The sequence below is a fragment of the Streptomyces sp. NPDC058697 genome (assembly GCF_042715345.1).
GTDB classification, from domain to species: Bacteria; Actinomycetota; Actinomycetes; order Streptomycetales; family Streptomycetaceae; genus Streptomyces; species Streptomyces liliifuscus.
Map to the genome: position 1 here is coordinate 39,443 of NZ_JBHXSU010000022.1, position 24,592 is coordinate 64,034.

At 71.8% G+C, this 24,592-nt stretch carries 17 protein-coding genes; 14 read left to right on the forward strand and 3 right to left on the reverse strand.

What is annotated here, in order from left to right; genetic code table 11:
- Positions 1–24: 24 nt before the first annotated feature.
- Positions 25–2,307 (reverse strand): sensor histidine kinase, encoded by a 2,283-nt coding sequence (locus tag ACFWXQ_RS36200; RefSeq protein ID WP_383937477.1) that lies wholly within the window; start codon positions 2,305–2,307, stop codon positions 25–27.
- A gap of 190 nt (positions 2,308–2,497) precedes the next feature.
- Here ACFWXQ_RS36200 and ACFWXQ_RS36205 point away from each other — a divergent pair, with 190 nt between their 5' ends.
- Positions 2,498–5,752, forward strand: coding sequence for an FAD-linked oxidase C-terminal domain-containing protein (locus ACFWXQ_RS36205; protein WP_383937479.1), 3,255 nt, complete (start codon positions 2,498–2,500; stop codon positions 5,750–5,752).
- A 22-nt stretch (positions 5,753–5,774) separates the two neighbouring features.
- On the opposite strand, the gene ACFWXQ_RS36210 is transcribed toward ACFWXQ_RS36205, so the two are convergent.
- Positions 5,775–7,286 (reverse strand): CynX/NimT family MFS transporter, encoded by a 1,512-nt coding sequence (locus ACFWXQ_RS36210; RefSeq protein WP_383937481.1) that lies wholly within the window; start codon positions 7,284–7,286, stop codon positions 5,775–5,777.
- Positions 7,287–7,414: 128 nt separating this feature from the next.
- On the opposite strand from ACFWXQ_RS36210, the gene ACFWXQ_RS36215 reads away from it, so the two are divergent.
- The 12 genes from ACFWXQ_RS36215 to ACFWXQ_RS36270 all read left to right on the forward strand — a co-directional run bounded on the left by ACFWXQ_RS36215 (position 7,415) and on the right by ACFWXQ_RS36270 (position 22,473).
- Positions 7,415–7,894 carry an Lrp/AsnC family transcriptional regulator gene (locus ACFWXQ_RS36215; RefSeq protein ID WP_383937483.1) on the forward strand — a complete coding sequence of 160 codons (480 nt, stop codon included), beginning with the start codon at positions 7,415–7,417 and terminating at the stop codon, positions 7,892–7,894.
- Positions 7,895–8,077: 183 nt separating this feature from the next.
- Positions 8,078–9,556 carry a rifampin monooxygenase gene (gene rox, locus ACFWXQ_RS36220; RefSeq protein ID WP_383937485.1) on the forward strand — a complete coding sequence of 493 codons (1,479 nt, stop codon included), beginning with the start codon at positions 8,078–8,080 and terminating at the stop codon, positions 9,554–9,556.
- Positions 9,557–9,817: 261 nt separating this feature from the next.
- The gene (locus ACFWXQ_RS36225) at positions 9,818–10,720 is read left to right on the forward strand and encodes a DMT family transporter (RefSeq protein ID WP_383937536.1); all 903 of its coding nucleotides are present in this window, start codon (positions 9,818–9,820) and stop codon (positions 10,718–10,720) included.
- A 650-nt stretch (positions 10,721–11,370) separates the two neighbouring features.
- Positions 11,371–12,171: a TIGR03084 family metal-binding protein gene (locus ACFWXQ_RS36230; protein WP_383937487.1), complete on the forward strand. Its 801-nt coding sequence runs from the start codon at positions 11,371–11,373 to the stop codon at positions 12,169–12,171.
- Positions 12,168–13,922 (forward strand): acyclic terpene utilization AtuA family protein, encoded by a 1,755-nt coding sequence (locus ACFWXQ_RS36235; RefSeq protein WP_383937489.1) that lies wholly within the window; start codon positions 12,168–12,170, stop codon positions 13,920–13,922. Before ACFWXQ_RS36230 ends, ACFWXQ_RS36235 begins: the two co-directional genes overlap by 4 nt.
- The gene (locus tag ACFWXQ_RS36240) at positions 13,919–15,517 is read left to right on the forward strand and encodes an acyl-CoA carboxylase subunit beta (protein ID WP_383937492.1); all 1,599 of its coding nucleotides are present in this window, start codon (positions 13,919–13,921) and stop codon (positions 15,515–15,517) included. Before ACFWXQ_RS36235 ends, ACFWXQ_RS36240 begins: the two co-directional genes overlap by 4 nt.
- A gap of 15 nt (positions 15,518–15,532) precedes the next feature.
- The gene (locus ACFWXQ_RS36245) at positions 15,533–17,404 is read left to right on the forward strand and encodes an acetyl/propionyl/methylcrotonyl-CoA carboxylase subunit alpha (RefSeq protein ID WP_383937494.1); all 1,872 of its coding nucleotides are present in this window, start codon (positions 15,533–15,535) and stop codon (positions 17,402–17,404) included.
- Positions 17,405–17,585: 181 nt separating this feature from the next.
- Positions 17,586–18,752 carry an acyl-CoA dehydrogenase family protein gene (locus ACFWXQ_RS36250; RefSeq protein ID WP_383937496.1) on the forward strand — a complete coding sequence of 389 codons (1,167 nt, stop codon included), beginning with the start codon at positions 17,586–17,588 and terminating at the stop codon, positions 18,750–18,752.
- A gap of 51 nt (positions 18,753–18,803) precedes the next feature.
- Positions 18,804–20,369 carry a 4-coumarate--CoA ligase family protein gene (locus ACFWXQ_RS36255; protein ID WP_383937538.1) on the forward strand — a complete coding sequence of 522 codons (1,566 nt, stop codon included), beginning with the start codon at positions 18,804–18,806 and terminating at the stop codon, positions 20,367–20,369.
- A complete protein-coding gene (locus ACFWXQ_RS36260) occupies positions 20,366–21,100 on the forward strand; it encodes an enoyl-CoA hydratase family protein (protein ID WP_383937498.1) in 735 nt (244 codons plus the stop codon). The genes ACFWXQ_RS36255 and ACFWXQ_RS36260 overlap by 4 nt, the downstream gene beginning before the upstream one ends.
- On the forward strand, positions 21,088–21,726 hold the full coding sequence (locus ACFWXQ_RS36265; RefSeq protein WP_383937500.1) for a TetR/AcrR family transcriptional regulator: 639 nt from the start codon (positions 21,088–21,090) through the stop codon (positions 21,724–21,726). Before ACFWXQ_RS36260 ends, ACFWXQ_RS36265 begins: the two co-directional genes overlap by 13 nt.
- A gap of 90 nt (positions 21,727–21,816) precedes the next feature.
- On the forward strand, positions 21,817–22,473 hold the full coding sequence (locus ACFWXQ_RS36270; protein WP_383937502.1) for a hypothetical protein: 657 nt from the start codon (positions 21,817–21,819) through the stop codon (positions 22,471–22,473).
- A gap of 22 nt (positions 22,474–22,495) precedes the next feature.
- Here ACFWXQ_RS36270 and pdxH read toward each other — a convergent pair whose 3' ends face one another.
- Positions 22,496–23,125 (reverse strand): pyridoxamine 5'-phosphate oxidase, encoded by a 630-nt coding sequence (gene pdxH, locus ACFWXQ_RS36275; RefSeq protein WP_383937540.1) that lies wholly within the window; start codon positions 23,123–23,125, stop codon positions 22,496–22,498.
- Between the two features lie 337 nt (positions 23,126–23,462).
- Between pdxH and ACFWXQ_RS36280 the strand changes: the two genes are divergently transcribed.
- Positions 23,463–24,563: a citrate synthase 2 gene (locus ACFWXQ_RS36280; protein WP_383937504.1), complete on the forward strand. Its 1,101-nt coding sequence runs from the start codon at positions 23,463–23,465 to the stop codon at positions 24,561–24,563.
- The last annotated feature ends 29 nt before the right edge of the window (positions 24,564–24,592 follow it).

Below are 24,592 nucleotides of genomic sequence, written 5' to 3' on the forward strand. Positions count from 1 at the left end.
TGCCGATGGGGCCGGTGGGGCCGGTCATGAAGTGGGGTCGCTTTCAGGGTGGGAGGTGGCAGGGCTCGTACGGGCTTGTACGGGCTCCTCCGCCGACGTCCCTCGGACGGCCTGGCGGAAACTGCTGAAGCGGGCGGCGCGGGTGATCACGTCGTCGGGTGCGGAGCCGGGGGCCTCCGGGGAGTAGGGGTAGGGGGTGCCGGAGCGGTCGGCACCGTCTGAGCCGTTGAGGTCGTTGAAGTCGTCGGAGTCGTCATGGCTGTTGAGCGCGGCGGGGGGTCTGTTGCGGGAGCGCTGGGCCTCCACTTCGGCCTCCGCCTCGGCGAGGGTGCGGCCCCGGTGGCGCTTGGGGAGGCTGACGAGGGGGTCGGCGACCACGGGCTGGAGCGGGGAGCCGTGGGCCGGCACGGGCTCCGGGTCCAGGTCGGACAGGGCGTGCGCGGCCGCGTACGACTGCTGGGGGCGGGGCCAGGGCTGGGGCTGCGGCCAGGACTGCGACGCCGGGTCGGACGCCTCGGGCTCGTGGCCGTGAGGGGCGGCGTGGGCGGCGTGGGGGGCGTGCGCGGCATGGCGCCCATGGGTTCCATGTGCGCCATGGGTTCCGTGGGTTCCATGGGTCTCAGAGACCTCGTGGGCGGCCGGAATCGGGACCCAGGCCACGGCGGGGCCGGGTGCCGAGGCCGATGCCGGGGCCGGGTTCGCGGTCGGTACCTGGGGTGCGGCCGGTACGTGGCCCGGAGCCGATGCAGCGGCCGCAGTCGCAGTCGACGCCGAAGCCGGGTCCGAAGTCGACGTCGGGGCAGGCGTCGAGGACGAGGACGAGGCAGAGAACGAGGCCCAAGCCGACACCGGGGCAGCGCCAGTTGCCGAGGCCGGTGTCGGTGTCGGCGTCGGAGTCGCGGTGGATGCCCAAGTCGGCGTCGGAGCGGCCTCCGGAGCCGAGCCGGTCGTCGAAGTCGGCATAGAAGCCGACGTCGTCGCCGAAGCGGACGTAGTGGCCGAAGCCGAAGCGGACGTCGGCGTCGAAACCCAAGCCGATGCAGGCGTCGAGGTCGGAGCCTGCGTGGACGTCGGTGTCGGTGTCGGCGTCTGCGTGGGTGTCGGCGTAGGCGTCTGTGTCGCGGTCGAGGCCGGGCTCGCGAGGATGTCCTGGGGGATGAGCACCAGGACGCCCGTGCCGCCGCGCGCGGAGGGGCGGAAGGAGACCCTCAGGCCGTACTTACGGGAGAGGCGGCCGACGACCGCGAGGCCGAGCCGGGTGCCGCTGAGGCCGCCGAGTTCCGCCTCCTCGCCGGAGACCGCGCGTTCGGCGCGGCGCAGTTGCACCTCGCCCATCACCAGCCCGCTGTCCTCCACGGAGACGATGACTCCGGCCGGAACCTCCTCTACGTAGACGTGCACTTCGGCCGTCGGAGGAGAGAAGTTCGCGGCGTTGTCGAGGATCTCGGCGAGTGCGTGCATCACGCCCTCGGCGGCGTGCCCGGCCACGGCGGCCTCGCTCGACGAGTGCACACGTACGCGCTGGTAGCCGCTGATACGGCCCATCGCGCCGCGCAGGATCGACTCCATGACGATGGGCCGTGCCCAGCGGCGGCCGGAGCGCGCGCCCGCGAGGACGGCGACGGAGTCGGCGAGACGGCCCGCCTGGGCGGTGCGGTGGTCGAGGTGGAGGAGGTCGGTGAGGACGTCCTCGTCGGCGTGCCGTTCCTCCATGGCGCGCAGGTCGGCCAGCATGCTCGTGGCCAGGGCCTGCAGTCGGCCCGCGGTGTTGGCGGCCGCGGAGATGGCGGCGGCGCGTTCGGTCCTCGCCTGCCGCAGTTCGTCGGCCACGCGCGCGTGCTCGTTGCCGAGGCGGACGCGCTCCCGGTCGAGTTCGGCGGCCAGGCGGACCTTCTGGTGGGTGTTCTGCTCGGCGAGGCGGGCGCGTTCCCGGGTGTGGTCGTCCGTCAGACGCGCGTGTTCACGGGCCGACTCCTCGGTGAGGCGGGCGTGCTCCTGGAGCAGCCGGCCGGCCTCCTGGGACACCGCTTCGAGGCGGCGGACGAGTAATCGCGACGTCGCCATGGCGCGGCTCGCCAGGGCGACGGCCCCGCAGAGCAGGACGACGGCCGCGCTGCCGCCCCAGGCGAGGGGCACGCGCACCGACGCGGGGGCCAGGGCGACGGCGGCGCCGACGGCGAGCGCCGCGGGTACGGCGGCCAGGAGCGGGGCGAGCACGACGGCACGCAGGCGAGGCCGTTCCCCGCCGAGGTGCGCCGGAGACGGCCGATCTGGGGTGGGGCGCGCTTGCGGGGTGGGCGCGGTCATCAATCGTGTCCTCGGTCGTGTCCTGGGCGGGATGCGACACCTGGTGCTCAACTGGCGGTCACTATATGGGAGTTCGTGATCGGACCGGGCAGGATTCGTGCCCGCTTTCACAAGTCGTCCCCAATCCGGGGGCCGACCCTCCTTCGCCGGCCGGGGGTCACTGTCAGTGACGGGGTGCATTCTTGGAGGCATGACGGAAATGGATCTCGGGGAGCTGCGGTCGGAGCTGCGCAAAGCCGTGCGCGGAGAGGTCGCCTTCGGTGTGACGGCGAGGGCGCTGACCACCATGGACGCGTCCAACTACCGGCGGGTGCCGCTCGGCGTGGTCGCCCCGAGAGACGCCGACGACGTGGCGGCGGCGCTGTCCGTCTGCTCCCGTCTCCGCGTCCCGGTCGTCGCGCGCGGTGGTGGTACGTCGATCGCGGGACAGGCGACCGGCACGGGTGTGGTGCTGGACTTCACCCGCCACATGAACCGGATCGTGTCCCTGGACGCGCAGGAGCGCACGGCCGTGGTCCAGCCGGGGGTCGTTCTGGACCGCCTCCAGGAGGCGGCCGCGCCGCACGGCCTGCGCTTCGGGCCCGACCCGTCGACCCACAGCCGGTGCACGCTCGGCGGGATGATCGGCAACAACTCGTGCGGGTCGCACTCGGTGGCCTGGGGCACGACGGCCGACAGCGTGCGCGAGCTGTCCGTGGTGACGGCGAGGGGCGAGTTCCTGTCACCGGGCCGCTCCTGGGCAGGCGCTCCGGAAGGGCTGCGGGCCCTGGTGGAGGGCGAGTTGGGGCGGCTGCGCACCGGCTTCCCGGACCTGCCCCGCCGTATCTCGGGGTATGCGCTTGACGCGCTGCTCCCCGAGAAGGGCGCTGACGTCGCTCGCTCCTTCTGCGGCTCCGAGGGCACCCTGGGCGTGCTGACGGAGGCGGTCGTCGCGCTGGTCGAGGCCCCACGCGCGCGTGCGCTGGCGGTGCTGGCGTACGCGGACGAGAGCGCGGCGGCCGAGGCGGCGGCGGGCCTGCTGCCGTACCGGCCGCTGACGGTGGAGGGCATGGCGGCCGATCTCGTACGGGCGGACGCGGGCCTTCCCAAGGGCGGCGCCTGGCTGTTCGTCGAAACAGGCGGCGGGATGGCGGCGGAGGCACGCGCGCGTGCGGACACGATCGTGCGCGCCGCGGACGTCGTCGACTCCCTCGTGGTCACCGACCTGGCCGGTCAGCGGGCCCTGTGGCGGGTCCGCGAGGACGCGAGCGGCACGGCGACCCGGATGCCGGACGGCACCGAGGCCTGGCCCGGCTGGGAGGACTGCGCGGTGCCCCCGGCCCGACTCGGCCCGTACCTGCGGGACTTCAGAGGGCTGCTGACCTCCCACGGACTGCGCGGCACGCCGTACGGGCACTTCGGGGACGGCTGCATCCACGTACGTATCGACTTCGACCTGCTCTCCCGCGAGGGCATCGGCCGCTTCCGCCGCTTCTCGGAGGAGCTGGCGGAGCTGGTGGTCGCCCACGGCGGCTCGCTCTCCGGAGAGCACGGCGACGGACAGGCCCGGGCCGAACTGCTCCCGAAGATGTACGGGGAGGAGATGGTCGCCCTCTTCGGGCGCGCGAAGTCGGTGTGGGACCCGGACGACCTCCTCAACCCGGGAATGCTGGTCCGGCCCGCCGCCCTGGACGAGAACCTGAGATTCGCCGTGCTCCCGCGCGAGCCGGTGGACGTGGCCTTCGGCTACCCGCACGACGGCGGGGACTTCTCGGCGGCGGTCCGCAGATGCGTGGGCGTCGCCAAGTGCCGCACGGAGACGGCCGGTCCGGGCTCCGGTGTCATGTGCCCCTCCTTCCGCGCGACCGGCGAGGAGGAGCACTCCACGCGCGGGCGTGCCCGGCTGCTGCACGAGATGCTCGCGGGCGAGGTCGTCACCGACGGCTGGGCGTCCACGGAGGTCCGGGACGCGCTGGACCTGTGCCTGTCCTGCAAGGGCTGCCGCTCGGACTGCCCGGTCGGCGTCGACATGGCCACGTACAAGGCGGAGTTCCTGCACCACCACTACGCGGGCCGCCGCCGACCGGCCGCGCACTACGCGATGGGCTGGCTGCCCCTCTGGCTCGGGACGGTGTCCCGCCTGCGCCTGGCCGGCCCGGTCAACTTCCTCGCTTCGGTACGCCCGTTGGCGGCCGTCGCCAAGCGGCTGGGCGGGATCGCGCCCGAGCGGGAGATTCCACGGGTGGCGCGGGAGACGTTCACCCGGTGGTGGGGCCGCAGGGCCAGGGCGCGGTCACGGCAGGGGACGCGCGAGGGCGGCGTCGTCGAGTACGAAGAACATCCCGAGGGCCTGCCCAAGACGGTCGTCCTGTGGCCGGACACCTTCACGGAGCACCTGTCCCCGTCCGTCGGAAAGGCGGCGGCACGGGTCCTGGAGGCGGCGGGACTGAGAGTGCTGCCGTGGCCACCGAGGGAACGGCGACTGCTGCGGGTGCCGGCCGTGGGCGGGTGGCTTCGGCGGGGGCCGGCGATGGGGTTGCGGCCGCTAGCGGGCCGGGGGTCCGGAGGTGGGGTGGCGGTCGGCTCGGATCCGTCGACTGTCCCGGATCCACCGACTGTCTTGGGTCCGTCGGTCGTCCCGAACTCGTCGGTCGCCTCGGATCCGTCGGCAGTGCTGAATCTGCCGACTGCCTCGGATCCGTCGGCTGTCTCGAACCCGTCGGCCGCCCTGGATCCGTCGGCTGTCTCGGACCCGTCGGCCGCCCTGGATCGGGCAGCCGTCTCGGGTCCGTCGGCCGCCCCGAACCCGCCCGCCGTACCGCGGGTGGCTCCCCGCGGCCGGGTCTGCTGCGGGCTGACCTATGTCTCGACGGGGCAGCTGGACCGCGCCCGCAAGGTGATGCGCCGGACTCTCGACCTGCTGTATCCGCTCGGGGACCCGGCCTTCCCCGGGGAAGACCCGCCCATCGTCGTCCTCGAACCCAGCTGTGCCGCCGCCCTGCGTACGGACCTGCCCGAGCTGCTGCCCGACGATCCGCGCGCCCAGCGCGTGGCGTCGGCGGTCGTGACCTTCGCGGAGGCGCTCGAACGCCATGCCCCGCACTGGACGCCACCCCGCCTCGACCGCCCTGTCGTCGGCCAGACCCACTGCCACCAGCACGCGATCCTCGGCGACGCCCCGGACCGCCGCCTGCGCACGGCAGCGGGCCTGACCGGCGAACTCTCCGGCGGTTGCTGCGGCCTGGCGGGCAACTTCGGCTTCGAGAAGGGCCATTACGAAGTGTCGGTGGCCTGCGCGGAGGAACAACTGCTGCCGGCGGTCCGGGCGGCGGGGGAGGAACCGGTGGTCCTGGCGGACGGCTTCTCGTGCCGCACCCAACTCGAACAGTTGGAACAGCTCGGAGGCCGGAAGGGCAGACACCTGGCCGAGGTGCTGGCGGAGGGTTTGGACGGCCCCGAGATCTAGCGATACCGAGGCGGGGTGACGATCAAGCGTGCGGCGCGCCGCCGTCAGTGGTGCCCTCCGCGATGAGGGCGGTCGTCGTGTCTTCCAAAGGGGCCCGGGCCGCCTCTGTGGCTGGGGGCGCCACCGGGGCCGTGACCCGGAGCCTGAGGCAGCGGCTGAGGATGATGCCAACTGCCGCGCAGGCGCAGGTCATCCACCAGGTGGAGTGCCAGCCGCCCGTGCGGGTGGCCAGCCATGCGGCGAGGGCAGGACCGATGAAACTGCCGGCGTTGAAGAGCTGCTGGATCAGGCCCATGGTGGCGGGAGCGGAGCCGCCTGCCGGAGTCAGTTCACCGATCATGCGCAGCAAGGTGGCCGGTATCGCGCCGCCGGTCAGCGAGAAGGCCACGACGCACAGGAACTGCCAGGCGGTGCCCGCGGGGAGGGCATGCCAGTCGACTGCGAAGGCCAGCAGGGATGTGGTGGCCATGAGGGTGAAGGCGGGGACGAGGAGGGCGCGGGCGGGCAGGCCGCGTTTCATCAGTGCCGCGGTGGTGATCGACCCGACGGCGTTCGCCGCGCCGACGACCGCGCTCAGGACGCCCGGCCAGCTGCCCGCCATCCCGCCGTCGCGGTAGATGGTGGGCAGGAACCCGACCACGGCCATCCACGGCAGGGTGTAGCAGGCGAAGACGAGGCCGGCCGTCCAGGGAGCGGGGGCCCGGACGGTACGGCCGATGCGGGCGAGGGCGGCCGCCACGCTGCGGGCACCGCCTGCGTCGTCGCCGGGAACGCCGGCCCGGACGTCGCGGGGAACGTCGGCCAGGGCGTCGGGAGGAACGCGGCCCTGGGCGTCACGCGGAACGCCGACCGAGACGTCGCGGGGAACGCGGCCCGGCACGCCACGGGGAACGTAAGTCGACACGCCACGGGGAACGTAAGTCGGCTCGTCGCGCGGAACGCGGGTCAGAACCCACGGCAGCGGTGCCAGTGCGAGTACGGCCAGCGCCCACCACCACACCCGCCACGGCACCACCTGCAGCACGAGCGCGCCGGTGATGAGCCCGGCGAATGTGGAGATGCCCTGGTAGGCGCCCCAGAAGCCCATGGCCGTGGTGAAGCGGCCAGGTGGGGTGCCGCGGCGGATCAGCCCCGGGCCGGTCACCGCCACCAGGATGAAACCGGCACCCTCGACCGCCCGGGAGGCCAGCAGGGAGGCGGCCGACCAGGCGAAGCCGCCGCCTGCCGATCCGAGGAACAGCAGGACCAGTCCCCCGCTCAGACAGCGGCGCTCGCCGATCAGTTCGGCCAGGAGCGAGATGGCCAGTCCGCCGAGCATCCCGGCCAACTGGATGATCCCCAGCAGGGTCCCGGCCTGGACCAGGGTCAGCGACAGGTCGTGCCGTAGGAACGGGAGCGCGGGCGGCAGCTTCCACACCTGCAGCCCGGCGGCGACCCCGGCGGTCACTATGACGATCCAGCTGCTGCTGCTGCTGGTGCTGCTGGTGCTGCTGCCGCCACTGCCCGTGCCGGTGGGGTGCTTCTTCAAGGCCATGGCAGCGGTCCTTCGTCAGAGCGGGGGGCGGAACGCCTCACCACCTTGACCACAACCCATGTCATCCGCGCAATACAGGCAGGCCCTGCTGCGACAGATGCTCAAGAGCATCGAACTCTGGTGGCAAAATGCGCACCATGACTCTGATGGACCCCTTGGACGCCCGTATCGTTCTGGCCCTGGACGAGGACCCGGACGCCACGATCCTCGCCCTGGCCCAGACCCTGGGCGTGGCCCGGAACACCGTTCACGCCCGGCTGCGGAGGATGGCCGCCGAGGACGCGCTCAAGCCCTTCAGCCGGCGCGTCGATCCGGCGGCCCTCGGATACGGCCTGGTGGCGTTCATGTCGCTGACGATGAGCCAGGCCGAGCCCGAGGGCGTCCATGAGGGACTGCTTGCTCTACCCGAAGTCGTCGAGGTCCACTACACGACCGGCGACGCCGACCTCCTCGCGCACGTCGTCGCCAAGGACACCACCGACCTGCACCGCATCACCAAAGCGATCCTCGCCATCGACGGAGTCGACCGGACCAGTACCGCCATCTCGCTGGCCGAGGTCATCCCCTACCGCCCCCGGTCCCTCCTGCGCCGCCTGGCCGACGGATGAAAAGGGTTGGACCGGATGCCGCTCGGGCCAGTAGCTTCCAGGCGACCGTGACACCGCCCGAGGAGGTGAGACCCATGAACGCTGTATCGACGTGGGTGCTCCCCCTTCCCGTCACGGCCGGCGATTGACGTAGGTGTCGCCGGGAGCGCCTTACCAACAAGGCACTCCCGAAAGGCAACACCAATGAACCCTCCACAGTTCACCGCCGAGCCGTCGGCGACGGACGCGGAACCGGTCACGTTCGACGTGATCATTGCCGGATGCGGGCCGACCGGCGCGATGCTGGCCGCCGAACTGCGGCTGCACGATGTGCGGGTACTCGTTCTGGAGAAGGAAACCGAACCCGTGCCGTTCGCCCGCATCGTCGGTCTGCACATTCGCAGTCTTGAGCTGATGGCAATGCGCGGACTGCTGGATCGCATTCTCGAACACGGAAGAAAGCGTCCGGCCGCCGGATTCTTCGCCGCCATCAACAAACCCGCGCCCGAGGGCCTGGATTCCGCGCACGCCTATCTGCTGGGCATCCCGCAGCCGGTCATCGTTCGCCTGCTCGAAGAGCACGCGATCGAGCTGGGTGCGCAGGTCCGGCGCGGTTGTGCGGTGGCCGGTCTCGATCAGGACGACGAGGGCGTGACCGTCGAGCTTGCTGACGGCGAGCAGGTGCGTGCGCGCTATCTCGTCGGCTGCGACGGCGGGCGCAGTACGGTACGCAAACTGCTCGGCGTCGGTTTCCCCGGCGAGCCCTCGCGGACCGAGACGCTGATGGGCGAGATGGAAGTGGGGGTGCCGCCGGAGGAGATCGCCGCGAAGGTGACCGAAATCGGCGAGACCAACAAGCGATTCTGGCTGAGGCCCTTCGGCGAAGGGGCGTACAGCGTCGTGGTTCCCGCTGCGGGAGTGGGCGATCGCGCGGAACCGCCCACCCTCAAGGATTTCAGAGAACAGCTGCGGGCCATCGCCGGAACCGATTTCGGCGTGCACTCCCCGCGCTGGCTGTCCCGCTTCGGGGATGCCACCCGGCTGGCCGAGCGTTATCGGGTCGGGCGGGTGCTGCTGGCCGGCGACGCGGCACACATCCATCCACCCGTCGGCGGACAGGGTCTCAACCTGGGCGTTCAGGACGCGTTCAACCTCGGCTGGAAACTGGCCGCGCAGGTCCGCGGCTGGGCGCCGGAAACACTGCTGGACACCTACCAGTCCGAACGTCATCCGGTCGCCGAGGACGTGCTGGACAACACCCGCGCCCAGATGGAACTGCACTCCACCGAACCGGGCCCGCAGGCCGTGCGCAGGCTGCTCACCGAACTGATGGACTTCGACGAGGTGAACCGCCATCTGATCGAGAAGATCACCGCGATCGGCATCCGCTACGACTTCGGCGAAGGCCCCGACCTGCTCGGCCGCCGCCTGCGCGACATCGAGGTCAAACAGGGCCGCCTCTACGGTCTGCTGCACCGCGGCCGCGGCCTGCTGCTGGACCGCACCGAACGCCTGACGGTCGGCGGCTGGTCGGACCGGGTCGATCACCTCGCGGATCCCACCGCGGCACTGGACGTTCCGTGCCTCCTGCTGCGCCCCGACGGCCACGTCGCCTGGATCGGCGACGACCAGCAGGACCTGGACGCCCATCTCGCTCGCTGGTTCGGCAAGCCCGCCAACTGATTCCGGTGCCGGGCCACCCAGGACATTTCACCGCGACGTAAGCTGCGAAACTGTTGTACAGGCCTGACCGAGTCCATTACCCTGGACCGGAAAGTCCACTACGATGCACTGCAACGTACAACAGCTCTCGACCCGAACTTCCTGGACGGCCCCGTGAACATCCCCAGCGCTGACCGGTCCCCGTCGGTCACCGACCCCACGGCCGCCGTCGCCGGGCCGGCCCCCGTATCGGACCCGGGGGCCGGCTCGACGGGCGGCTCTGTGGAAAGCCCGAGCGGCGGTCCGACAGGCGGCCCGCGAGGGATCCGGGCCCTCGGCCCCGTGGGACTCGTGCTCGCCGGAGGCATCTCCGTCCAGTTCGGCGGCGCCCTCGCCGTGACGCTCATGCCGCGCACCGGAGCGCTCGGCGTCGTCACGCTCCGCCTCGTGGTCGCCGCGATCGTGATGCTCGTGGTCTGCCGCCCCAAACTGCGCGGGCACTCGCGCACCGACTGGGGGACCGTCGTCGTCTTCGGCATCACGATGGCCGCGATGAACGGCCTCTTCTACCAGTCGGTCGCCCGCATCCCGCTCGGCCCCGCCGTCACGCTGGAAGTGCTCGGCCCCCTCGTGCTCTCGGTGGTGGCCTCCCGCCGCGCCCTCAACTTCGTCTGGGCCGGCCTCGCCCTCGGCGGCGTCTTCCTCCTCGGCGGCGGAGGCTTCGACAGTCTCGACCCGGTCGGCGTCGCGTTCGCCCTGTCGGCCGGCGCGATGTGGGCCGCGTACATCGTCTTCAGCGCCCGTACGGGCCGACGCTTCCCGCAGGCCGACGGGCTGGCGCTCGCCATGGTGGTCGCGGCCGTGCTGTTCCTGCCGCTCGGCCTCGTCGAGTCGGGCTCGAAGCTGCTGAACCCGACCACGATCGCGCTGGGCTCCGCCGTCGCCGTCCTCTCCTCCGTGCTCCCCTACACCCTCGAACTCCTCGCCCTGCGCCGCATGCCCGCCTCCACCTTCGCCGTCCTCATGAGCCTCGAACCGGCCGTCGCCTCCATCGCCGGCTTCCTCGTCCTGAGCCAGACCCTCTCCATGACAGAGGCCCTGGCGATCACCCTCGTCATCGCGGCGAGCATGGGCGCGGTACGGACCCAGGTGGGCCGGGGCAGGGCCAAGGGGCTGGACTCCTAGCCGCGCCGCCCCGCCGACGAGAGACCTGCCCGGGCCGCCGCCCGACGGGCTTGCCCCCGACGGGCAGGCCCCGGCCGATGGGCTTTTCCCCGACCGGCGGGCCCCGGGTTCTCTCCGGCCGATGGGCGGGCCCCGGCTGACGGGCTTCTCCCCGGCCGGCGGGCTTCCCCCTGGCCGGCGGGCTTCTCCCCGGCCGACGGGGGTTCTCTCCGGCCGATGGGCTTGTCCCCGATGGGCAGGCCCCGGCTGACGGGCTTCTCCCCCTGCCGGCGGGCTGATCCCCAGCCGACGGGTTCTCTCCGGCCGATGGGCTTCTCCCCGACTGGCGGGCGCCAGTCGGCAGGCTTCTCCCCAGCCAACGGGGGTTCCCTCCAGCCGATGCGCTTCTCCCCGGCTCCGGCTCCGGCTCCGGCCCTGGCCCTGGCTCCGGCTCCGGCCCTGGCCCTGGCTCCGGCTCCGGCCCTGGCCCTGGCTCCGGCCCTGGCCCCGGCCTCTGCCCCGACCCCCGGCTTCCGCCCCGACCCCGACCCCAAACCCGCCCTCCGCCATCCCAGTTTCAATAATCCAAGCACGCTTGATTGTTTCTCTGGTCGCTGCCATGCTCCTGGGCACACCGCGCCGCACACCGCCGTGCCAGAGGGGAGCGCATCGTGACCGATCCGACGCCCGTGTTCGACGATCTGCGCGACGAGAGCGAGGAACTCGACCGGCTGGTGGGGGAGTTGAGCGAGGACGCCTGGGCGCTCGCGACCCCGGCGGCCGGCTGGACCGTCGCCCATCAGATCGCGCATCTCACCTGGACCGACCGGTCGGCGCTGCTCGCGGCGACCGACCTGGCGGCCTTCGGGGCGGAGGTGGAGAAGGCGCTCGCCGCGCCGGACCGGTTCGTCGACGAGGGGGCCGAGGAAGGCGCCGGGCTGCCGCCGGCACGGCTGCTCGCCGAGTGGCGGGCGGGGCGCGAGGCCCTGCACAAGGTGCTGTGTTCGGCGCCCAGAGGAGTGCGCTTCCCCTGGTACGGGCCGCCCATGTCGGCCGCCTCCATGGCGACGGCCCGCCTTATGGAGACCTGGGCCCACGGCCAGGACATCGCCGACGCGTTGCATGTGATGAGGCCACCCACCGACCGGCTGCGGCATGTGGCCCGCATCGGCGTGCGGGCCCGGGACTTCGCCTTCGGGGTACGGGGGCTGAGCGCGCCGGAGGAGGAGTTCCGGGTCGAGCTGACGGCACCCTCCGGCGACGGCACGCTGTGGACGTACGGCCCCGAGGACGCGACCCAGCGCGTCACCGGCCCCGCCCTCGACTTCTGCCTGCTCGTCACCCGGCGGGCCCACCGCGCCGATCTCGCCGTACGCGCGCAAGGGCCCGACGCCGACCGCTGGCTCGACATCGCGCAGGCCTTCGCGGGCCCGCCCGGCACCGGCCGCGCACCGAAGGGAGCCACCGGATGACCGACTCAGGGGTCCGCTCCACGACAGGACCGACGCCCGCCCCCACAGCGCACCCCCTCCGCATCGGCAACGCCTCCGGCTTCTACGGCGACCGGTTCGACGCGATGCGCGAGATGCTCACCGGCGGCCCCCTGGACGTCCTGACCGGCGACTATCTCGCCGAACTGACCATGCTCATCCTCGGCCGCGACCGCCTCAAGAACCCGGCCGGCGGCTACGCGCGCACCTTCCTGCGGCAGTTGGAGGAGTGCCTCGGGCTCGCGCACGAGAAGGGCGTACGGATCGTTGCCAACGCCGGGGGCCTCAACCCGGCCGGACTCGCCGACGCCGTACGGGAGTTGGCCCAGCGGCTCGGCATCCCGGCGCGGGTCGCGCACGTCGAGGGCGACGACCTCACCGCACGCCACCCCAAGAGCCTCGCCGCGCACGCCTACCTGGGCGGCGAAGGCATCGCCACCTGCCTCCGCGAGGGCGCGGACATCGTCGTCACCGGCCGTGTCACCGACGCCGCCCTGGTCACGGGACCGGCCGCCGCCCACTTCGGCTGGGCACCGGACGCGTACGACCGGCTCGCGGGTGCCGTCGTCGCCGGGCACGTCCTGGAGTGCGGCACGCAGGCCACCGGCGGCAACTACGCCTTCTTCGCCGAGCACGACCCGGACCGCCTGCACCACCCGGGCTTCCCCGTCGCCGAACTCCACGAGGACGGCACGAGCGTCATCACCAAGCACGACGGCACCGGCGGCGTCGTCGACCTCGGCACGGTCACCGCCCAGCTCCTGTACGAGACGTCCGGCGCCCGGTACGCGGGCCCCGACGTCACCGCACGCCTCGACTCGGTCCGGCTCACCCAGGAGGGCCCCGACCGGGTACGGATCGACGGTGTGCGCGGTGAGGCCCCGCCGCCCACCCTCAAGGTCGGGCTCAACCGGCTCGGCGGCTTCCGCAACGAGGTCGTCTTCGTCCTGACCGGGCTCGACATCGAGAAGAAGGCCGCGCTCGTACGGGCCCAGCTGGAGACCGCGCTCATGGCGGCCAAGTCCCGCCCGGCCGACGTCCGTTGGGACCTCGCCCGCACCGACCACCCCGACGCCCCCACCGAGGAGACGGCCAGCGCCCTCCTGCGGCTCGTCGTGCGCGACCCCGACCAGGACACGGTGGGCCGGACCCTCAGCGGAGCCGCAGTCGAGCTGGCGCTCGGCAGCTACCCCGGATTCCATGTGTTGGCGCCACCGGGAAAGGGCGCGCCTTATGGGGTCTTCGAGGATGTGTACGTCCCCCATGGCGACGTGGACCATATGGCCGTCCTCCACGACGGGCACCGGATCCATGTGATGCCGCCCCAGGACACCCGCGTACTGGAGCCGCTGGAAGAACCCCCGCTGCCGGAGCCGCTGCCCGAACCCCCGTCCCCGGGACCGACCCGCCGCGCCCCCCTCGGCCTTGTCGCCGGAGCGCGCAGCGGCGACAAGGGCGGCAACGCGAACGTCGGCGTCTGGGTCCGCACGGACGACGCCTGGCGCTGGCTGGCACACACCCTCACCACCGACCGGTTCCGCGAACTCCTCCCGGAAACCGCCGACTTGACCGTCGTACGGCATGTCCTGCCGAACCTGCGCGCCCTCAACTTCGTAGTGGAGGGCGTTCTCGGCGAGGGCGTCGCCGCCCAGCACCGTTTCGACCCGCAGGCCAAGGCGCTCGGCGAATGGCTGCGTTCCCGCCACCTCGACATCCCGGAGGTACTGCTGTGACGGTCCTGGCGTCCGCGCTGGACACGGCCTCCCCGGACTACGCGGCCCACCGCGAGGCCATGCTCGCCAAGCTCACCGAGCTCGGCGTGGAGCACGCGAAGGCCCTCGCGGGCGGCGGCGAGAAGTACGTCGCCCGGCATCGCAAGCGCGGCAAACTGCTCGCCCGCGAGCGCATCGAGCTGCTCCTCGACCCCGACACACCGTTCCTGGAGCTGTCGCCGCTGGCCGCCTGGGGGAGCGACTACGCGGTCGGCGCCTCGCTCGTCACCGGCATCGGGGTCGTCGAGGGCGTGGAGTGCCTGATCACGGCGAACGACCCGACCGTGCGCGGCGGCGCCAGCAACCCCTGGAGCCTGAAGAAGGCCCTCAGGGCGAACGACATCGCGCTCGCGAACCGCCTGCCCTGCATCAGCCTCGTCGAGTCCGGCGGCGCCGACCTGCCCTCCCAGAAGGAGATCTTCATCCCCGGGGGCGCCATCTTCCGCGACATCACGCGGTTGTCGGCGGCCGGCATCCCGACCGTCGCGGTCGTCTTCGGCAACTCCACGGCCGGAGGCGCGTACATCCCCGGCATGTCCGACCACGTGATCATGGTCAAGGAGCGGGCGAAGGTCTTCCTCGGCGGTCCGCCGCTGGTCAAGATGGCCACCGGCGAGGAGAGCGACGACGAGTCGCTGGGCGGCGCCGAGATGCACGCGCGCGTGTCGGGCCTCGCCGACTACTTCGCCGTCGACGAACAGGACGCTCTGCGGCAGGCGCGGCGCGTCGTCGCCCGCCTCAACCACCGCAAGGCGTACGGCGATCCGGGCCCGGCCGCCCCGCCCAAGTACGACGAGGACGAACTTCTCGGCATCGTCCCCGGGGATCTGCGCACCCCCTTCGACCCCCGCGAGGTCGTCGCACGCCTCGTCGACGCCTCCGACTTCGACGAGTTCAAGCCTCTCTACGGGACCAGCCTGACCACCGGCTGGGCGACCCTGCACGGCTATCCGATCGGCATCCTCGCCAATGCCCAAGGAGTCCTCTTCAGCGAGGAGTCCCAGAAGGCGGCCCAGTTCATCCAGCTGGCCAACCAGCGCGACATCCCCCTGCTCTTCCTGCACAACACCACCGGCTACATGGTCGGCAAGGAGTACGAGCAGGGCGGCATCATCAAGCACGGCGCGATGATGATCAACGCGGTGAGCAACAGCCGCGTGCCCCATCTCTCCGTGCTCATGGGCGCCTCGTACGGAGCCGGGCACTACGGCATGTGCGGGCGCGCCTACGACCCCCGTTTCCTCTTCGCCTGGCCCAGCGCCAAGTCCGCCGTCATGGGCCCCCAGCAGCTCGCGGGCGTCCTGTCGATCGTCGCCCGGCAGTCCGCCACCGCGAAGGGGCAGCCCTACGACGAGGACGCCGACGCAGCCCTGCGCGCCATGGTCGAGCAGCAGATCGAGTCCGAGTCCCTGCCGATGTTCCTGTCCGGGCGGCTGTACGACGACGGGGTCATCGATCCCCGCGACACCCGCACCGTCCTCGGCCTGTGTCTGTCCGCGATCCACACGGCTCCCTTCGAAGGCGCACGCGGCGGCTTCGGCGTCTTCCGGATGTGAGATGTGAGAGGTCCCATGATTTCGAGTGTGCTGGTCGCCAACCGGGGCGAGATCGCCTGCCGGGTCTTCCGGACCTGCCGTGAGTTGGACATCCGAACTATCGCCGTCTACTCGGACGCCGACGAGAACGCCCTCCACGCGCGCGTGGCCGACGCCGCGGTACGCCTGCCGGGATCGACACCCTCCGAGACGTATCTGCGCGGCGAGCTGATCGTGAAGGCCGCGCTGACGGCCGGCGCGGAGGCCGTGCACCCCGGGTACGGCTTCCTGTCCGAGAACGCCGACTTCGCGCGGGCCGTCCTCGACGCGGGCCTCGTCTGGATCGGCCCGCCGCCCGAGGCGATCGAGGCGATGGCCTCCAAGACCCGCGCCAAGGAGCTGATGGCGGCCGCCGGGGTGCCGCTGCTCGCGCCCCTGGACCCCGACACGGTGACCGAGGCCGATCTGCCGGTCCTGGTGAAGGCCGCGTCGGGCGGCGGCGGCCGCGGCATGCGGATCGTCCGCGAACTCGCCGACCTGCAAAGCGAGTTGAAGGCCGCGTCGGCCGAGGCCCGGAGCGCCTTCGGGGACGGCACGGTCTTCGTCGAGCCGTACGTCGAGAACGGACGCCATGTCGAGGTGCAGATCGTCGCCGACACCCACGGCACCGTGTGGGCGTACGGCACCCGCGACTGCTCCCTCCAGCGGCGCCACCAGAAGGTCATCGAGGAGGCCCCCGCGCCGGCCCTCGCCCCCGGTGTCGAGGAGCGCCTGCACTCCGCTGCGACGGCCGCCGCCCGCACGATCACCTACGCGGGCGCCGGCACCGTCGAGTTCCTGGTCTCCGGGGAAGACATCCACTTCCTGGAGATGAACACCCGCCTCCAGGTCGAACACCCCGTCACGGAGGCCGTGTTCGGCATCGACCTGGTCGCCCTGCAGCTGGGAGTCGCCGAGGGAGCGTCCCTGGACGGCGACCCGCCATCACCGTCCGGCCACGCGGTCGAGGCCCGCCTCTACGCCGAGGACCCCGCCCAGAACTGGGCCCCGCAGACCGGCACCCTGCACCGCCTCTCCGTACCCGGCATCCGCCTGGACACCGGCTACGAGGACGGCGACACGATCGGCGTCCACTACGACGCCATGCTCGCCAAGGCCGTCGCGTACGCCCCCACGCGCGCGGAGGCCATTCGCCGCCTCGCGGGCGCCCTGGAACGGGCCACGATCCACGGCCCGGTCACCAACCGCGACCTCCTCGTACGCTCCCTGCGCCACGAGGAGTTCACGACGGCCCGCATGGACACGGCCTTCTACGACCGCCACCTGGCCGACCTCACCACGGCCGCCCCGGACCCGTACGCCCCCCTGGCCGCCGCCCTCGCGGACGCCCACGGCCGCTCCCGTTTCGGCGGCTGGCGCAACCTGCCCTCCCAGCCCCAGACCAAGCGCTACGCCTCGGCGGACGGCGAACACGAGGTCCACTACCGCCACACCCGCGAGGGCCTGACGGCCGACGGCGTCCGCGTGCTGAGCGCCGCCGCGGATCTCGTCGTGCTCGAAATCGACGGCGTACGCCGCAAGTTCGACGTCACCCGTCACGGCGACCGCGTCTACGTGAACACCACCGCACTCACCGCCCTGCCCCGCTTCCCGGACCCCACCGCCCAACAGGCCCCCGGCTCCCTCCTGGCCCCCATGCCCGGCACGGTCGCCCGAATCGCCGACGGCCTGACGACCGGCTCCGCCGTAAAGGCCGGAGCCCCCCTCATCTGGCTGGAAGCAATGAAGATGGAACACAAGATCACAGCCCCAGCAACCGGCACGCTGACGGCCCTGCACGCGACTCCAGGGCAGCAGGTAGAGGTGGGCGCGCTGCTGGCGGTCGTCCAGCAGGAGGCACCCCGCTAGGCGGCGTCGCGACCGGCTGCTTTCAGGCACATCGCGACCGGCTGCTTTCAGGCGCATCGCGCCCGGCCGCTTTCAGGCGCATCGGGACCGGCTGCTTTTAGGGGCGCGGGGAACTGCGCGACCAGCCACAACGAACCCGCACCCTCCACACAACAGGACACCCCTCCCCCTGAGGAGCCCCATGACACCCGTCCTCGAAACAGACGAACACAAGGCCCTCCGAGCAGCCGTATCAGCCCTCGGCAACCGCTACGGCCGCGAATACCTCACCAAGGTCATCGCCGCGGGCGCCCACCCCGACGAACTCTGGTCAGAGGCAGCCAAGCTGGGCTACCTGGGCGTCAACCTGCCGGAGGCATACGGCGGCGGAGGCGGCGGAATCGCCGAACTCTCCATCGTCCTGGAGGAGTTGGGCACCGCAGGCTGCCCCCTCCTCATGATGGTCGTCTCCCCGGCCATCTGCGGCACAGTGATCGCCCGCTTCGGCACCGACAACCAAAAACAGGACTGGCTCCCGGCCCTGGCCGACGGAACCCGCACCATGGCCTTCGGCATCACCGAACCCGACGCCGGCTCCAACAGCCACCGCATCACCACGACGGCCCGCCGCGCACCCGACGGAACCGACTGGATCCTCACGGGCCGCAAGGTCTTCATCTCCGGCGTGGACATCGCGGACGCCACGCTCATCGTCGGCCGCGCGGAGGACGCCCGTACGGGCAAGCTCAAGCCCTGCCTGTTCATCGTCCCGCGCGACACCCCCGGCTTCGGGCGGCGGCAGATCGACATGGAACTGCACGGCGCGGAGAAGCAGTTCGAGCTGACCCTCGACGACGTACGCCTGCCCGCCGACGCACTCGTAGGCGACGAGGACGCGGGCCTGCTCCAGCTCTTCGCGGGCCTCAACCCCGAGCGCATCATGACCGCCGCCTTCGCGATCGGCATGGGCCGCTACGCCCTCTCCAGGGCCATCGCCTACGCCCGCGAACGCACCGTCTGGAGGGACCCGATCGGCGCCCACCAAGCGATCGCGCACCCTCTGGCGCAGGCCCACATCGAACTCGAACTCGCCCGCCTGATGATGCAGAAGGCGGCCTTCCTGTACGACTCCGGGGACGACGCGGGAGCCGGAGAGGCCGCCAACATGGCCAAGTACGCGGCCGCCGAAGCCTGTGTGAAAGCGGTCGACCAGTCCGTACACACCCTCGGCGGCAACGGCCTGACCGGCGAGTTCGGCCTCGCGTCCCTCATCACGGCATCCAGGGTGGCCCGGATCGCGCCCGTCAGCAGGGAGATGATCCTCAACTACGTCTCGCACCAGACCCTGGGCCTGCCGAAGTCCTACTAGCACTATCTCCCGTACAAGTTCCGGCTCCTGGACTGGAAAGGGCCCGCCATGGTGTTCCGCAGCGAGTACGAAGACGTCCCCGCCGTCGAAGAACCCATCCACGAGGCGGTGCTGGGCCGTGCCGCCTCCCGGGGCGACACGCCCGCGCTGATCGACGGTGTGGACGGGATGACCCTCACCTACGCCCAACTCGACACGTTCCACCGGCGGATCGCCGCCGAACTCGCCGACCTCGGGGTCGGCAAGGGAGACGTGCTGGCGCTGCACAGCCCCAACACCGTCGCCTTCCCGGTGGCGTTCTTCGCCGCCACGCGCGCGGGGGCATCGGTCACGACCGTGCACCCGCTCGCCACGCCCGAGGAGTTCGCCAAGCAGCTGCGGGACTGCAGGGCCGAGTGGATCGTCACCGTGTCACCGCTCCTCGACACGGCCCGTACGGCGGCCGAACTCGCGGGCGGCGTACGGGAGATCTTCGTCTGCGACCAGGCACCCGGGCACCGCTCGCTGCTCGACATGCTGGGCTCCACGGCCCCCGAGCCGGAGATCGACATCGACCCCGTGGAGGACGTGGCGGCCCTCCCGTACTCCTCCGGGACGACCGGTGTCCCCAAGGGGGTGATGCTCACCCACCGGAACATCGCCACCAACCTGGCGCAGCTGTCGCCCACCATGCCGATGGGCCCCGGCGACCGCATCCTCGCCGTCCTGCCGTTCTTCCACATCTACGGGCTCACCGCCCTCATGAACGCGCCGCTCAGGCAGGGCGCCACCGTCGTCGTCCTGCCGCGCTTCGACCTTGAGACGTTCCTCGCGGCCATCGAGAAACACCGCATCACCGGCCTGTACGTGGCCCCGCCGATCGTCCTCGCCCTCGCCAAGCACCCGGCCGTCGAGGGCTACGACCTGTCGTCCCTGGAGTACATCATCAGCGCGGCCGCGCCCCTGGACGCCGAGCTGGCGGAGGCCTGTTCACGCAGGCTGGGACTGCCGCCCGTCGGCCAGGCGTACGGCATGACGGAACTCTCGCCCGGTACACACGTCGTACCCAGGGACAGCGTGAACCCGCCGCCCGGAAGCGTCGGGAAACTCATCCCCGGCACCCAGATGCGCATCGTCTCCCTCGACGACCCCGGCAAGGACGTCGGCGTCGACGAGCGCGGCGAGATCGTCATCCGCGGACCGCAGGTCATGAAGGGCTACCTCGGCCGCCCCGAGGCAACCGCCGCGATGATCGACGAGGACGGCTGGCTGCACACCGGGGACGTCGGGCACGTCGACGCGGGCGGCTGGCTGTACGTCGTCGACCGCGTCAAGGAACTCATCAAGTACAAGGGCTTCCAGGTGGCCCCCGCCGAGCTGGAGGCCCTCCTGCTCACCCACCCCGGCATCGCCGACGCCGCCGTCATCGGGGTCTACGACAGCGACAACAACGAACGGCCGCACGCGTACGTGGTGCGCCAGCCGGCCGCCGACGACCTCACCGAGGACGACGTCATGGCGTACGTCGCCGAGCGCGTCGCCCCCTACAAGAAGATCAGGCAGGTCGTCTTCATCGAAGGCGTGCCCAGGGCGGCCTCCGGCAAGATCCTGCGACGGGAACTGAGGGAGCGCGCATGACGGTGGTACGGCGGGCGCACGAGCGCGGGATCACCACCCTCGCGCTCGACGCGCCCGAGCGGCGCAACGCCCTCTCCGCCCAGCTGGTGGCGGAGCTGGCCGACGCGCTCACGGAGTGCGGCAAGGACGGTGACGTACGCGCCGTCGTCCTCACCCACACCGGCAACACCTTCAGCGCGGGCGCGGACCTGCGTGATCCACCGGATCCCGACGTCCTGGTCGCCCTGTTGCGCCAGATCGTCGAACTGCCCAAACCCGTCGTCGCCCGCGTCACAGGACATGTGCGCGCGGGCGGCCTCGGACTGCTCGGCGCCTGCGACATCGCCGTCGCCTCCCGGGAGGCCACGTTCGCCTTCACGGAGGTACGCATCGGGGTCGCCCCCGCCGTGATCTCGCTGCCCCTGCTGCCGCGGCTCGACCCGCGCGCGGTGGCCCGCTACTACCTCACGGGGGAGAAGTTCGACGCCGCCGAAGCCGCCCGGATCGGCCTGGTCACGGCGGCGGGCGAGGACGCCGACGACGTACTCGCGCCCGTGCTCGACGGACTGCGCCGATCCTCCCCGCAGGGGCTCGCCGAGACGAAACGGCTGCTCACGGCTAAGGTGCTGGACACCTTCGACCGGGACGCGGCCGACCTCACCGCGCTCTCGGCCCGGCTGTTCTCCTCCGCGCAGGCCCGCGAGGGAATGACGGCCTTCCTCGAACGACGGGATCCCTCATGGGTGTGGTGAACGGCGGCGCGACGACCGGCGGCGTGGTGAACGGCGCGCCGCTGGTCGAGCGCGTACCCAAGCAGGACCGCAGCCGGGCCACCCGGCAGCGTCTCCTCGAAGCCGCGGTCGCCTGCCTCGCCGAACACGGCTGGGCCGGCTCCACGGTCTCCGTCGTCGCCGAACGCGCCGGCGTCTCCCGGGGCGCCGCCCAGCACCACTTCCCGACCCGCGAGGACCTCTTCACGGCAGCCGTCGAGTACGTCGCCGAAGAACGCTCCACCGCCCTGCGCGACCTGTTCCCCGACGGCCCCACGGACCGCCACGCGGTCGTCGCCGCCCTCGTCGACCTCTACACGGGCCCGCTCTTCCGCGCCGCCCTCCACCTCTGGGTGGCCGCCTCCAACGAGGAGCAACTGCGGCCCCGCGTAACGGAGTTGGAGGCCCGTGTCGGCCGCGAGACCCATCGCATAGCCGTGGAGCTCCTGAACGCCGACGAATCCCGCCCCGGCGCCCGGGAAACCGTCCAGGGCCTCCTCGACATGTCCCGGGGCCTCGGCCTGGCCAACCTCCTCACGGACGACAAGTCCCGCCGCGAACGAGTGGTCGCCCAGTGGTCGGAGATCCTCGACGGGGTGCTGGGCTGAGGGCCTTTCCGGGAGGGCCGAGGGGCGTTGTCAGTGGTGGCGCGTAGCGTTTGAGACCGGTGGCGGATCGGTGACTGCGGGGGCAGAGGCATGGGGGACCACTTCCAGACGGTCGTGGACGTCGACGCGACGGCTGACGAGGCGCGGGCGCTCGCGGCACGGGTCGTGGAGTGGCTGGTCGCGGAGGGGATCGTGCTCGGCGAGCGCACGGACTGCGTCCTGGGACAGCCGCTCGGACACCCGCCGGGGCCGAACTGGCAGCGGGCGGTGGAAGAGTCCCCTGACTGGGATCCATGGGACGGGCTCGCCGTGCACACGGAGCGGACGGTCTTCGACAGCGGCCAGGGCGGCCCGGAGTCCGTCACCTGCCCTCGCTGCGAGACGACGGCCCCACTGAGCGGCGAGACGTACGACGAGGACTACGAGCCTTCCGGGGAAGGTCCGGCGGGCGAGGCGGACCTGGACCCGGACTCGGGCGAGGGCGAGGGCGAGGCGGAGAACAGCGTCTGGCCCCGTTTCGCCGCCGCGATGGGGACCTGGCACGAGACCGGCGCGGCGACCGTCGACTGCCCCGCGTGCGCCCGTCCCGTCGCCCTCACGGACTGGATCTGGGAGGACGACCACTACGCGTTCGGTCACCTCGGCCTGGAGTTCTGGAACTGGCCGGAACTCAGGCCGGACTTCATCCAGGACATATCCCGCCTGCTGGACGGCCACCGCACGGTCCACGTCTGGGGCAAGCTCTGACCCGCACGGCGGTCCTCTGTCCTCACGGACTGAGCCGCTCCACCCGCCACGACCCGTCCTCCCGGGCCACATAGCGCAGGCGGTCGTGGAGGCGGTTCTCGCGGCCCTGCCAGAACTCGACCGACCGTGGGGCGACGCGGAAGCCGCCCCAGTTCGGCGGGACCGGCACCTGCTCGCCCTCGGGGTAGCGGGTGGCCAGTTCGGCGTACGCGGAGTCCAGTTCGGCGCGGGAGGAGATCACCGCGGACTGGGTGCTGGTCCAGGCGCCCAGCTGGGAGCCGTGCGGACGGGTGCGGAAGTACGCGGCCGTCTCGTCACGGCCCGTGCGCCGGGCCGTGCCGCTGACGATGACCTGCCGGGTCATGGCGTGCCACGGGAAGAGCAGGGAGAGGTGCGGGTTGGCGGCGAGGTCGCGCGCCTTGCGGGACTCGTAGTTGGTGAAGAAGACGAACCCCTGCTCGTCGTACTGCTTCATGAGGACCGTGCGGGAGCTGGGCCGCCCCTCGGCGTCCGCGGTGGAGACGACCATGGCGTTCGGCTCGTACAGCAGGCCGTCCCGCGCGGCCAGGGCGAACCAGCGCCCGAACTGCTCCATCGGGTGGTCGGCCAGGTCGGTCTCGTCGATTCCCTCGGCCCGGTAGTGCTTGCGCATCAACGCCGGGTCGAGGACGGGTTCACGGTCGGTCACGCGGTCATCCTGCCGTATTCCGAAAGGCGGCAGATGAGCTCGCGGCGGGCGTGGTCTTCATCACGCCATGGCACTCAGTGCCGCGTACTCTCCCCAAAGGTGACACCAAGGGATATCGTCCTGCTTCCGAAACGGTTGGGTGACCGCCATCCGGACGGGGCATCACCGGGGTGACGTACGGACCGCGAGTCCACGAGGCGACCGCGGAACCGGATGATCACCCCCATCACAGACATATGGTCACGAGCACCCTCGAACACCCCGCAAACCATCTGTCGCACACATCATGAGGAGCCGCCTGATGTCCGACTTCGTACCCGGGCTCGAAGGAGTCGTCGCTTTCGAGACGGAGATCGCCGAACCGGACAAGGAGGGCGGCGCCCTGCGGTACCGGGGCGTCGACATCGAGGATCTGGTCGGCCACGTCTCCTTCGGCAACGTCTGGGGGCTGCTCGTCGACGGAGCCTTCAACCCGGGCCTGCCGCCCGCCGAGCCGTTCCCGATCCCCGTCCACTCCGGTGACATCCGCGTGGACGTCCAGTCCGCGCTCGCCATGCTGGCGCCCGTGTGGGGCCTGCGGCCCCTCCTCGACATCGACGAGCAGCAGGCCCGCGCCGACCTCGCCCGCGCCGCCGTCATGGCCCTCTCGTACGTCGCCCAGTCCGCCCGCGGCCAGGGCCTGCCCATGGTCCCGCAGCGCGAGATCGACAAGGCCCGGTCCGTCGTCGAACGCTTCATGATCCGCTGGCGCGGCGAGCCCGACCCCAAGCACGTCGCGGCCGTCGACGCCTACTGGACGTCCGCCGCCGAGCACGGCATGAACGCGTCCACCTTCACGGCCCGCGTCATCGCCTCCACCGGCGCCGACGTGGCGGCGGCCCTCTCGGGAGCCGTCGGCGCCATGTCGGGACCGCTGCACGGCGGCGCCCCCTCCCGCGTCCTCGGCATGATCGAGGAGATCGAGCGCACCGGCGACGCCGACGCCTACGTCCGCCAGGCCCTCGATAAGGGCGAGCGGCTGATGGGCTTCGGCCACCGCGTGTACCGCGCCGAGGACCCCCGCGCACGCGTCCTGCGCCGCACCGCCCGCGAACTCGGCGCACCCCGCTTCGAGGTCGCCGAGGCCCTGGAGAAGGCGGCTCTGGCGGAGCTGCACGCCCGCCGCCCGGACCGCGTCCTCGCCACGAACGTCGAGTTCTGGGCCGCCATTGTCCTCGACTTCGCCGAGGTCCCGGCCCACATGTTCACCTCGATGTTCACCTGCGCCCGCACCGCCGGCTGGTCCGCGCACATCCTGGAACAGAAGCGCACGGGCCGGCTCGTACGGCCCTCCGCCCGCTATGTCGGGCCGGGCACCCGCAACCCGCGCGAGATCCAGGGCTACGAGGACATCGCCCACTGATTTCTCGTGTCTGCACAGCACATGTGCGC

What these genes read in the sequence shown, in the direction of transcription:
- ACFWXQ_RS36270 (WP_383937502.1), top strand. Translation starts at nt 21,817, where the DNA reads ATGGGGGACCACTTCCAGACGGTCGTGGACGTCGACGCGACGGCTGAC.
- ACFWXQ_RS36205 (WP_383937479.1), top strand. Translation starts at nt 2,498, where the DNA reads ATGACGGAAATGGATCTCGGGGAGCTGCGGTCGGAGCTGCGCAAAGCC.
- ACFWXQ_RS36280 (WP_383937504.1), top strand. Translation starts at nt 23,463, where the DNA reads ATGTCCGACTTCGTACCCGGGCTCGAAGGAGTCGTCGCTTTCGAGACG.
- ACFWXQ_RS36250 (WP_383937496.1), top strand. Translation starts at nt 17,586, where the DNA reads ATGACACCCGTCCTCGAAACAGACGAACACAAGGCCCTCCGAGCAGCC.
- ACFWXQ_RS36265 (WP_383937500.1), top strand. Translation starts at nt 21,088, where the DNA reads ATGGGTGTGGTGAACGGCGGCGCGACGACCGGCGGCGTGGTGAACGGC.
- rox (WP_383937485.1), top strand. Translation starts at nt 8,078, where the DNA reads ATGAACCCTCCACAGTTCACCGCCGAGCCGTCGGCGACGGACGCGGAA.
- ACFWXQ_RS36215 (WP_383937483.1), top strand. Translation starts at nt 7,415, where the DNA reads ATGCGCACCATGACTCTGATGGACCCCTTGGACGCCCGTATCGTTCTG.
- pdxH (WP_383937540.1), bottom strand. Translation starts at nt 23,125, where the DNA reads ATGCGCAAGCACTACCGGGCCGAGGGAATCGACGAGACCGACCTGGCC.
- ACFWXQ_RS36210 (WP_383937481.1), bottom strand. Translation starts at nt 7,286, where the DNA reads ATGGCCTTGAAGAAGCACCCCACCGGCACGGGCAGTGGCGGCAGCAGC.
- ACFWXQ_RS36200 (WP_383937477.1), bottom strand. Translation starts at nt 2,307, where the DNA reads ATGACCGCGCCCACCCCGCAAGCGCGCCCCACCCCAGATCGGCCGTCT.
- ACFWXQ_RS36245 (WP_383937494.1), top strand. Translation starts at nt 15,533, where the DNA reads ATGATTTCGAGTGTGCTGGTCGCCAACCGGGGCGAGATCGCCTGCCGG.
- ACFWXQ_RS36260 (WP_383937498.1), top strand. Translation starts at nt 20,366, where the DNA reads ATGACGGTGGTACGGCGGGCGCACGAGCGCGGGATCACCACCCTCGCG.
- ACFWXQ_RS36235 (WP_383937489.1), top strand. Translation starts at nt 12,168, where the DNA reads ATGACCGACTCAGGGGTCCGCTCCACGACAGGACCGACGCCCGCCCCC.